We start from the raw sequence: 9,566 nt of genomic DNA on the forward strand, positions 1-9,566 counted from the left end.
GGCCTTCGGCGTACCCGGATTCCCGCCGTGCCCGCAGGCCGGAAAACGGTTCAGTTCGGACAACGGCGGAAAGGGTGCGGCGGCGTTCGCATATCGGTCAATGCCCAATCAAGTTTCGGACACGTAAACGAAATTTTCACAGCAGATGCCCGATTGGCCGGAATCTTGTCTCACCTGTCAAGCGCGCGTAGGTGTCATTCTCTGCAATTTTTGCTCAAAATTTCGACGGTAGGGAGATCCCTATGTCTTCCGCCCTTGACGCGCGTTGACCCACTTGGTGAAAGTTCCCTGAAACCACAGAACCTGCCGGTATCTGTGCTGCGCTCAACTCTCCATCCCCCGGGGGAAGAACAAAGATGACCAGTCCAACCAAGGCCGAGGGCTCCGGGCCGTCGGCGGCCTTGGACCCCGAGCTCGCGCCGAACGCCGAGCCCGCCGAGGCCGAGCAGCTCGAAGGCCGTTCCCCCGGGCAGTTGATGTGGCATCGCTTCAAGCGAGACCGTACCGGAGTCATCTCCGCGTGCGTGGTGATTTTTTTCTTCGCGGTCGCCGCCCTCGCCCCGGTCATCTCGTCCCTGTACGGCAAGGACCCCTACACGCTGTACGCGCAGGAGCCCGACTACCCGTTCCTGCTCGACGACTTCGCCATGCCGACCGGTTCCTTCGGCGGCATGTCCTCCGACTTCTGGTTCGGCGTCGAGCCCAAGCTGGGCCGCGACGTGTTCACCATGCTGCTGTACGGCATGCGCACCTCGCTCTACATGGCCGTGCTCGTCACGCTGTTCAGCGTGGTGACGGGCGTCGTCCTCGGCATGATCAGCGGCTACTTCGGCGGCAAGGTCGACTACTGGCTGGGCCGGATCACCGACTTCTTCCTGGCCTTCCCGCAGCAGCTGTTCTTCATCGCCTTCATGCCGGTGGTCACCGCGATGTTCGTCTCGCCGACGGACGAGACCCCCACCTATCTGCGTGCGGTGGCGATCATCCTGGTGATGTGGTTCCTCGGCTGGATGGGCATGGCCCGTCTGGTGCGCAGCTCCGTACTCTCCCTGCGGGAGCGGGAGTTCGTGGAGGCGGCGAAGGTCTCGGGCGCCTCTCCGGCGCGTATCGTGCGCAAGGAGATCCTCCCGAACATCGTCACGCCGATCCTGGTGCAGGGCACGTACATGCTGCCCAGCTCGATCCTGTCGATCGCCTTCCTCAGCTACGTGGGTGTGGGCTTCGTCGAGCCGACGCCCGACTGGGGCCGGATGTTCGCCATCGGCGCCGGGATCTACGAGCAGGACCCGATGTTCATGTTCTTCCCGGGCATCGCGATGGTGGTCTTCGTGCTCGCCTTCAATCTTCTCGGCGACTCCGTCCGGGACGCATTCGACCCCAAGACCGGACGCTAAACGTCCATTGGTGGTGGGGGGGCTGCCACCCCCGTTCCGGCTCGTCCGGACCGTCAGGCAGCACTCGTGGACAACTATCGACAGGTAGGTCATCGGCATCATGAACCCGATAAGAATGCGCACCGTCCGCGCCATAACCGTCGCCGTCGCGGCGGGGTCGCTGGCACTGACCGGCTGCAGTGACAGCGGCAAGGACAGCGGCAAGGACGACTCCAAGTCCAAGGAGGACGCCAAGGCGCAGTCGAAGCCTGTCGCCTACGGCGACGCCCAGGCGTCGACCGGTCCGGCCGAGGCGGTGGCCGGGGCCAAGTCCGGTGGCACGATCAACGTCTACCAGCAGTCCGACCTGTCCCACATGGACCCGGGTCAGATCTACGTCAGTGACGCCGGCCAGTTCGCGAACCTGATCCACCGCGGTCTGACGAACTTCCAGGAGGACGAGAAGGGCAACCTGACCGTCGTCGGTGACGTCGCCACCGACTCCGGCAAGTCGTCCGAGGGCGGCAAGACCTGGACGTACACCCTGAAGGACGACATCAAGGACGAGGACGGCAACGTCATCACGTCCGCCGACGTCCGGCACACCATCGAGCGGCAGTACTCGAAGGTGATCTTCGACGGTCCGACGTACGTCCAGAGCTGGCTCTCCGGCTCCGACTACCGCAAGGCGCTGCCTGACGGCCCGTACAAGGGCAAGCACCTGCCGGACTCGGTCCTTGAGACGCCGGACGACAAAACGGTCGTCTTCCACTTCAAGACCGCCCAGCCGGACCTCCCGCAGGCCCTGGCCATGGCCGGTTACGCCATCGTGCCCGAGAAGCAGGACACGAAGGAGAAGTACGACAAGGCCCCCGCCTCCCTCGGCCCGTACAAGATCGCCGAGTACAAGGCCGGCAAGTCCCTCAAGCTGGTCAAGAACGACCAGTGGGACGAGAAGACGGACTCGGTGCGCCACCAGTACGTCGACGGCTACAACTTCACCAACACCATCGACCAGGCCAGCCAGACCAAGCGTCTGATCGCCGACAAGGGCGAGGCCAGGAACGCCATCCAGTTCACCGACTCGGTGGACCCGGCGCAGCTGTCGACGGTCATCGGCAACGCCGACGCGAAGAAGCGCACCATCCAGGGCTACCAGGTCTACGTCTGGGCCCTGAGCTTCAACCTCGACAGCGCCAAGATGAAGGACAAGAAGATCCGGGACGCGATCACCTACGCGATCCCGAACCAGTCCATGGTGCAGGCGGACGGCGGCCGGTACGGCGGTGAGGTCGCGGGTGGTCTGCTGGCCCCGACCCTGCCCGGCTTCGACCCGAAGTACGACCCGTTCGGCAAGCTGAAGAAGCCCAACGGTGACCCGGCGAAGGCCAAGGAGCTGCTGAAGGAAGCGGGCTTCAAGGAGGGCACCAAGCTCAGCTACGCCTACTCCAACACCCCGCGCGGCCAGGCCCAGATGGTCATCATCAAGGACGCGCTGAACAAGCTCGGCTTCGATGTCCAGGCCAAGGAGATCGACCGCGCGACCTTCTACGAGCAGGTCGGCAAGCTCAAGAACCCGTACGACCTGTACATGACCGGCTGGGGCCAGGACTGGCCGTCGCCGTCCACCGTCATCACCCCCGTCTACGACGGTGACCTCGTCGCCGACGGCGCGCCGAACTACTCGCACATCGACGACCCGAAGGTCAACGACCTCATCAAGAAGGCCGTGACCGAGGAGCCCGAGCAGGCCGCCAAGACCTGGGAAGAGGCCCACCACGCCATCGTGGAGGACACCAACCCCAGCGCCCCGGTCTACTACTCGAAGCAGATGCAGCTCTACGGTTCGAACATCGGTGGCGCCCGCTTCAGCACGGAGTCGAGCTACATCGACATCAACGACCTGTTCCTGAAGCAGCCGTAACACCCATGCTCGGCTGATCCGCGGGGGTGTGCGCCAGGCGGAGCGCACCCCCGCGGTCGGTATCCCCCTCCTGCCGCCGCGTTTCGAAGAGAGCACCCACCCGCCATGCTTCAGTTCCTCATCCGCAGGCTGAGCGGCGCCGTCGTGATCATGTTCCTGATCGGCGCCTTCACGTTCTTCCTGTTCTATACGATCCCCCAGGACTTCGCGCAGCTGTCCTGCGGCAAGAACTGCTCCCCCGAGAACATCGCGGTCATCCGCGAGAACCTCGGCCTGGACAAGCCCATCACCACCCAGTTCTGGGAATTCATGATGGGCATCGTGTCCGGCCGGGACTTCCCGCAGGGACACTGCGCCGCCCCGTGCCTGGGTGTCTCGTTCGACAGCGGCGACTTCGTGTGGGACTCCATCATGGACCGCTTCCCGCTGACGCTCTCGCTGACCATCGGCGGCCTGGTGATCTTCCTGCTGTTCGGCCTCGGTACGGGTCTGATGGCGGCCTGGAAGCGCGGTACCGCCCTCGACAAGATCGTCAGCGGTTCCTCGATGGTGCTCAGCTCGTTCCAGATCTACTTCCTGGGCCCCATCGTCCTCAGCCTCCTCGTCTACAACACCGGCTGGCTGGAGAGCCCCAAGTACGTGTCCTTCACGGACAACCCGGGCAGCTGGTTCATGGGCATGCTGATCCCCTGGGCCGTGATGGCCACCATCTTCACCGCCCAGTACACGCGTATGGCACGCTCGACGATGATCGAGCAGCTCCAGGAGGAGCACGTCAGAACCGCGCGCGCCAAGGGCATGCGGCAGGGATACGTCTTCTTCCGCTACGCCTGGCGCGGTTCACTCATCCCGATCGTCACGATCATCGGCATGGACCTCAGCGCGCTCCTGTCCGGCGCCGTGGTCACCGAGTTCACCTTCGACCTCGCCGGAATCGGGCGTCTCGCGGTCGAGGGCTCGCTGACCAAGGACCTTCCGCTGACGATGGGCGTCATGCTGTTCGGCGCCTTCTTCATCCTGATCCTGAACATCGTCGTGGACCTCGCCTACGCCTACATCGACCCGCGCGTGCGCCTCGCCTAGGAGAAATACCGTGACCACACTGACCAAGACCGAAGGCGAGAGGGCCCCGAGCGGGCCGGAGGCCTTCCTCTCGGTCCGCGACCTGCGGGTGCGGTTCTCCACAGAGGACGGCATCGTGAAGGCCGTCGACGGGCTCTCCTTCGACGTCGAGCGCGGCAAGACGCTCGGCATCGTGGGGGAGTCGGGATCGGGCAAGTCCGTCACCAACCTGACCGTCCTCGGACTGCACAACCCCAAGACCGCCACCGTCGAGGGCGAGATCGTCCTCGACGGCAAGGAACTGGTCACCGCGACCGAGAAGGAGATGGAGAAGCTCCGCGGCAACAAGGTCGCGATGATCTTCCAGGACCCGCTGACCGCGCTCTCGCCGTACTACACGGTGGGCCGGCAGATCGCGGAGCCCTTCATCAAGCACACGGGCGCCTCCAAGCGGGAGGCGAAGCTGCGCGCCATCGAGATGCTCGACAAGGTCGGCATCCCGCAGCCCGCGCTGCGCTTCGAGGACTACCCGCACCAGTTCTCCGGCGGTATGCGCCAGCGCGCGATGATCGCGATGTCGCTGATCTGCAACCCGGACCTGCTCATCGCGGACGAGCCGACCACGGCCCTGGACGTGACCGTGCAGGCCCAGATCCTGGACCTGCTCAAGGACCTCCAGCAGGAGTTCGGCTCGGCGATCATCTTCATCACCCACGACCTCGGCGTCATCTCCAAGATGGCCGACGACCTGCTGGTGATGTACTCGGGCCGGGCCGTGGAACGCGGCAGCGTCCGCGAGGTACTGCGCGCCCCCCAGCACCCGTACACCTGGGGCCTGCTGAGCTCCATGCCTCGACTCGGCGGTGACACGGCGCAGGCGCTCACCCCGATCCCGGGGTCCCCGCCCAGCCTGCTGAACCCGCCGTCGGGCTGCCCGTTCCACCCCCGGTGCGGCTTCACGTCCGAGGTCTCCGGCAACCGCTGCTCCGGCGAGCGGCCGGACCTGCCCGCGGGCCGCGGCGCGGCCTGTCACCTGGACGACGCGCAGAAGTCGACCTTTTTCATCGAGCAGATCAAGCCCCGGCTGGGCTAGGGAGAACGACTCATGAGCGACAAACTCACCCTGCCGAAGCCGCAGGGCCCGGTGGACGGGGCCGCCGAGACGCTGCTCTCCGTCGAGGGCCTGACGAAGCACTTCCCGATCTACGGCGGCTTCCCGATCAAGCGCAAGGTCGGAGCCGTGCAGGCCGTCGACGGGGTCGACCTGACCGTCGGGGTCGGCGAGAGCGTCGGCCTGGTCGGCGAGTCCGGCTGCGGCAAGTCGACGACCGGCCGGCTCATCACCCGGCTCCTGGAGCCGACGGCCGGCAAGGTCACCTACGCGGGCCAGGACATCACGCACGCCTCGCGCCGGCAGATGGCGCCCGTACGGTCCGAGATCCAGATGATCTTCCAGGACCCGTACTCCTCGCTGAACCCGCGGCAGACCGTCGGCACCATCATCAAGTCGCCGATGGAGGTCAACGGGATCAACCCGAAGGGCGGCGTCGAGAACCGCGTCCGTGAGCTGCTGGAGCTGGTCGGGCTCAACCCCGAGCACTACAACCGCTTCCCGCACGAGTTCTCCGGCGGTCAGCGCCAGCGCATCGGTGTGGCCCGCGCGCTGTCCCTGAACCCGAAGCTGATCGTCGCGGACGAGCCGGTGTCGGCCCTGGACGTGTCGATCCAGGCACAGGTCGTCAACCTGCTGCAGAAGGTCCAGGAAGAGATGGGCATCGCCTTCCTCTTCATCGCCCACGACCTGGCGATCGTCCGGCACTTCTCGCAGCGCCTCGCGGTGATGTACCTGGGCAAGGTGGTGGAGGTCGGCGACCGCGACTCCATCTACAACCGGCCCCGTCACCCGTACACGCACGCCCTGCTGTCGGCCGTCCCCGAGGTCGCCCTCGACGACGAGACCGAGGACCGGGAGCGGATCCGGCTCTCTGGAGACGTCCCCTCGCCGATCCACCCGCCGTCCGGCTGCCGCTTCCGTACGCGCTGCTGGAAGGCGCAGGACAAGTGCGCGACGACCGAGCCGCCGCTCGTGCAGATCTCCGGCAACCGTGAGAACCACCTGACGGCCTGCCACTTCCCGGAGGACCCGACGACGGAGGCCCGCGCGGAGGACATCGTGCTGGACCCGGCGCTGGCGGCGCTGGAGAAGGAAGGGGAGTAGGTACTCGGGGGCGCTGCCCCCGAACCCCCGGTCCTCAAGCTCCCCCAGCTACCGCTGGGAGGTGCCCCCAGACGGGCTGAAAGGCAACCTTTCAGCCCGTCCGGCGTTTGAGGACGGAGCAGTTCAGCCCGACCAGGGGCCGCCGGGCTCGTTCTGCCAGCGGTGGACGACCTCGCCCGTGTCGTCGACGCCGAAGACGGCCATCCCCGAGCCGTGGTCCACCACCGACGGAACCCCGGTGCTGACGCGCGGGGCCGGCAGGGAGGGCGTGCCTGTGGCCTTTCTCGCCTCGTCGAGGAGGGCGCGGGCCTTGTCCTCGGCCTGGTCGTACCGCTCCGGGAAGGCCGAGCGCTGCACCTTCTGGGCCGTCTGCCCCGCGGTGAGCTGCGGCGACTGCTCCTCGACCCGTACCGCGCGCACGAAGAACTGCCGGGCCGCGTACGGCACGTGGCGGATCTCCTCCGGGGTTCCCCAGCCCTGGCTGGGGCGTTGCTGGAAGACGCCGAGGGAGTCACGGTCGCCGCAGTCGAGGTTGTTCATGTGCGACTCGACCCAGCCGGCCTCGAACCCGGCGAGCATCACCTTGTCCGAGACCTGTAGTTCGCGGCCCACGAGATAGACGGCCTTGGTCACTTCGAGATCGTGGTGGGGCGGGATGTGGCACGCCATCCTGGGGCTCCTGATCCTTGAGCGGACGGTCACGGGGCGGGGCGGGCGGCCGCCGGGGCGGCTCGGTCCTGGACCGGGGTACGGGGAGACGCGAGTACGCCGGTGACCGCGGGCGCCTCGGGATCGGCGGCGAGGCTGCCCTCCATGTCGGCCCACGTGTCGTTCCAGGCATGGCCGTGTTCGGGGCCGCGCTGCCAGGTGTGGGTGACCCGGCCTCGCGCGTCCCGTCCGAAGACGGAGAGATCGCCGCTGGGGTTGAGGACGACGGCCGGGTCGCTGGTGAGCTGTCCGCCCAGGGGGTTCCAGTCGGACCAGGGGCCGCCGGTGCCGGTCTGCCAGCGGTGGTGGAGGGCGTTGTCGGTGCCGCGGGCGAAGAGGACCATGCCGCCGTCGCGGCCGACGAGGACGGTGGGGCGGCCTTGTGCGGCGCCGCCCATGTCGGCCCAGCTGTCGTTCCACGCGTGGCCGTGTTCGGGGCCGCGCTGCCAGGTGTGGGTGATACGTCCCTCGGGGTCCCGGGCGAACACCGACAACGCGCCGTTGGGGCTGAGCACCACGGCCGGGTCGCTGGTGAGCTGTCCGCCGAGGGGGTTCCAGTCGGACCAGGGGCCGCCGGTGCCGGTCTGCCAGCGGTGGTGGAGGGCGTTGTCGGTGCCGCGTGCGAAGAGGACCATGCCCCCGTCGCGGCCCACGAGGACTACGGGACGTCCCTGTGCGGCGCCGCCCATGTCGGCCCAGGAGCCGTGCCAGCCGTAACCCTGCTCGGGGCCGCGCTGCCAGGTGTGGGTGATACGGCCCTCGGGGTCCCGGGCGAACACCGACAACGCGCCGTTGGGGCTGAGCACCACCGCCGGATCACTGGCGAGGTGTCCGCCCAGGGACACCCACTCCGGCGCCCACGCGCCCGCCTCCGACTGCCAGGTGTGCCACAGCGTCCCGTCGGTGCCCCGTACGAACACCGCGAGCTTGCCGTAGCGGCCCACCAGCGCCCACGGACGGCCCACCGCTCCGGAGGACGGACGGCCCAGTGGCGTCCACGCCGACCACGCGCCGCCCGCCCGGTTCTGCCAGCGGTGCGCCACGTCGCCCGTCCCGTCGACCCCGGACACGACCATGCCCGAGCCGTGGTCCACGACGGAGGGGAGCCCGACCCCGACCTGCGGGGTGGCCGTCCCGCGCCCGGTCCACCAGGTGGTCTCCTTGCGCGCTCCCGCCCAGCCGAAACTGAAGTGGACGTGGTCGGTGTGCGGGCTGGCACCGGTGTACGGGGTCCAGCCGGCGTCCGCGCGGGCGGCCTGCCAGATCCGCCGGTTCCAGATCATGTACATGATTCCGAAGCGGCGGGCGAGGGCGTGGCGGTTGCCGTGCCGGTCGGTGGCGAGCAGCCAGCCGATGAGGTCGTCGGCGATGGCGGACTGGCCGTCGGCGTCGACCCCCCAGTCCCAGGCCCTGCCCTCCTTGTGCTCGCTGACCCCCGGCCTGCCGCACTCCCTGCTGATGCCCAGGCTCCGGGTGCCGGGACAGGCGTCGAGGACCAGGTCGCGGAAGGCGAGGAGGCCCGGCTTCGCGTCCGGGTCGCAGTGCCGCTGCCCCTCGTGGGGTGCGTAGTCGTCGATACCCGGGCCGAAGTCCGGTGTGGTGGGGGGCATGCGGTGACCTCCTGGGGGGTGCTCTCCTGGGCCCACCCTGGCGGGCCGCGTCGTTGTCCCGGCCCGGCTTGGATCACTTCCGCCCCAACGGATGAACGGCTTCGCCGGGTTCACGGTGCGGGCCCGCGGAAGCGAAAACGATTCGACTTCCCCCTGGGCATCGGCGAAGCTCCCCGCCATGACGAACCCCACCATTCACAGCATCACGTTCGACTGCACGGGCGATCCCTACGACCTCGGCATGTTCTGGAGCGAACTGCTGGGCCGGCCGCTGGCCGACGACGACAAGCCGGGTGATCCGGAGGCGCTGATCGCGGACCCCGACGGAGGTCCGCGGCTGCTGTTCGTCCGCGTCCCGGAGGGCAAGACGGCCAAGAACCGCATCCACTTCGACCTGCGGCCGACGGGGCGTACGCGGGCGGCGGAGGCCGAGCGGGCGCTTGCGCTCGGCGCGACCCTGATAGCGGACCGGACGCGTCCGGACGGGGGCGGCTGGTTCCTCCTGGCGGACCCTGAGGGGAACGAGTTCTGCGTGGAGCGGGGGGACGCGGACTGACTGGCCGCCCCACGCTGCTTCCTGCGCCGTTCCCCGCGCCCCTTGGGGGGTGATCGGTCGTGTGTCGGCTGCGGCCCGGTGGGGGCGGGCCGCGCCGTTCCCCGCGCCCCTGACG

General features: G+C 68.1%; 8 protein-coding genes. 6 read left to right on the top strand and 2 right to left on the bottom strand.

The genetic code is table 11. The features are described 5' to 3' along the window. Nucleotides 1–356 precede the first annotated feature (356 nt). The 5 genes from ACFWGJ_RS36930 (at nucleotide 357) to ACFWGJ_RS36950 (ending at nucleotide 6,577) form a co-directional block, all read left to right on the top strand. Nucleotides 357–1,394: an ABC transporter permease gene (locus tag ACFWGJ_RS36930; RefSeq protein WP_387333338.1), complete on the top strand. Its 1,038-nt coding sequence runs from the start codon at nucleotides 357–359 to the stop codon at nucleotides 1,392–1,394. A 100-nt stretch (nucleotides 1,395–1,494) separates the two neighbouring features. Next, nucleotides 1,495–3,297, top strand: coding sequence for an ABC transporter substrate-binding protein (locus ACFWGJ_RS36935; protein WP_387333340.1), 1,803 nt, complete (start codon nucleotides 1,495–1,497; stop codon nucleotides 3,295–3,297). A 105-nt stretch (nucleotides 3,298–3,402) separates the two neighbouring features. Further along, a complete protein-coding gene (locus tag ACFWGJ_RS36940; RefSeq protein ID WP_387333341.1) occupies nucleotides 3,403–4,380 on the top strand; it encodes an ABC transporter permease in 978 nt (325 codons plus the stop codon). Nucleotides 4,381–4,390: 10 nt separating this feature from the next. After that, nucleotides 4,391–5,452 (top strand): ABC transporter ATP-binding protein, encoded by a 1,062-nt coding sequence (locus ACFWGJ_RS36945; protein ID WP_387333342.1) that lies wholly within the window; start codon nucleotides 4,391–4,393, stop codon nucleotides 5,450–5,452. A 12-nt stretch (nucleotides 5,453–5,464) separates the two neighbouring features. Then, nucleotides 5,465–6,577 (top strand): ABC transporter ATP-binding protein, encoded by a 1,113-nt coding sequence (locus ACFWGJ_RS36950; RefSeq protein WP_387333343.1) that lies wholly within the window; start codon nucleotides 5,465–5,467, stop codon nucleotides 6,575–6,577. Nucleotides 6,578–6,700: 123 nt separating this feature from the next. On the opposite strand, the gene ACFWGJ_RS36955 is transcribed toward ACFWGJ_RS36950, so the two are convergent. Both ACFWGJ_RS36955 and ACFWGJ_RS36960 read right to left on the bottom strand, forming a co-directional pair. After that, nucleotides 6,701–7,246 (bottom strand): hypothetical protein, encoded by a 546-nt coding sequence (locus ACFWGJ_RS36955; RefSeq protein ID WP_387333344.1) that lies wholly within the window; start codon nucleotides 7,244–7,246, stop codon nucleotides 6,701–6,703. 29 nt (nucleotides 7,247–7,275) lie between these two features. Beyond that, nucleotides 7,276–8,895, bottom strand: a complete 1,620-nt coding sequence (locus ACFWGJ_RS36960; RefSeq protein WP_387333345.1) for a hypothetical protein — start codon at nucleotides 8,893–8,895, stop codon at nucleotides 7,276–7,278. Between the two features lie 178 nt (nucleotides 8,896–9,073). Between ACFWGJ_RS36960 and ACFWGJ_RS36965 the strand changes: the two genes are divergently transcribed. Continuing rightward, on the top strand, nucleotides 9,074–9,451 hold the full coding sequence (locus ACFWGJ_RS36965) for a VOC family protein (protein ID WP_387333346.1): 378 nt from the start codon (nucleotides 9,074–9,076) through the stop codon (nucleotides 9,449–9,451). The last annotated feature ends 115 nt before the right edge of the window (nucleotides 9,452–9,566 follow it).

Source organism: Streptomyces sp. NPDC060205 (assembly GCF_042728395.1).
Taxonomy (GTDB): Bacteria; Actinomycetota; Actinomycetes; order Streptomycetales; family Streptomycetaceae; genus Streptomyces.

Bases quoted from the DNA above. Each gene is read 5' to 3' on its own strand.
- ACFWGJ_RS36950 (WP_387333343.1), top strand. From the start codon at position 5,465: ATGAGCGACAAACTCACCCTGCCGAAGCCGCAGGGCCCGGTGGACGGG.
- ACFWGJ_RS36960 (WP_387333345.1), bottom strand. From the start codon at position 8,895: ATGCCCCCCACCACACCGGACTTCGGCCCGGGTATCGACGACTACGCA.
- ACFWGJ_RS36965 (WP_387333346.1), top strand. From the start codon at position 9,074: ATGACGAACCCCACCATTCACAGCATCACGTTCGACTGCACGGGCGAT.
- ACFWGJ_RS36930 (WP_387333338.1), top strand. From the start codon at position 357: ATGACCAGTCCAACCAAGGCCGAGGGCTCCGGGCCGTCGGCGGCCTTG.
- ACFWGJ_RS36940 (WP_387333341.1), top strand. From the start codon at position 3,403: ATGCTTCAGTTCCTCATCCGCAGGCTGAGCGGCGCCGTCGTGATCATG.
- ACFWGJ_RS36955 (WP_387333344.1), bottom strand. From the start codon at position 7,246: ATGGCGTGCCACATCCCGCCCCACCACGATCTCGAAGTGACCAAGGCC.
- ACFWGJ_RS36935 (WP_387333340.1), top strand. From the start codon at position 1,495: ATGAACCCGATAAGAATGCGCACCGTCCGCGCCATAACCGTCGCCGTC.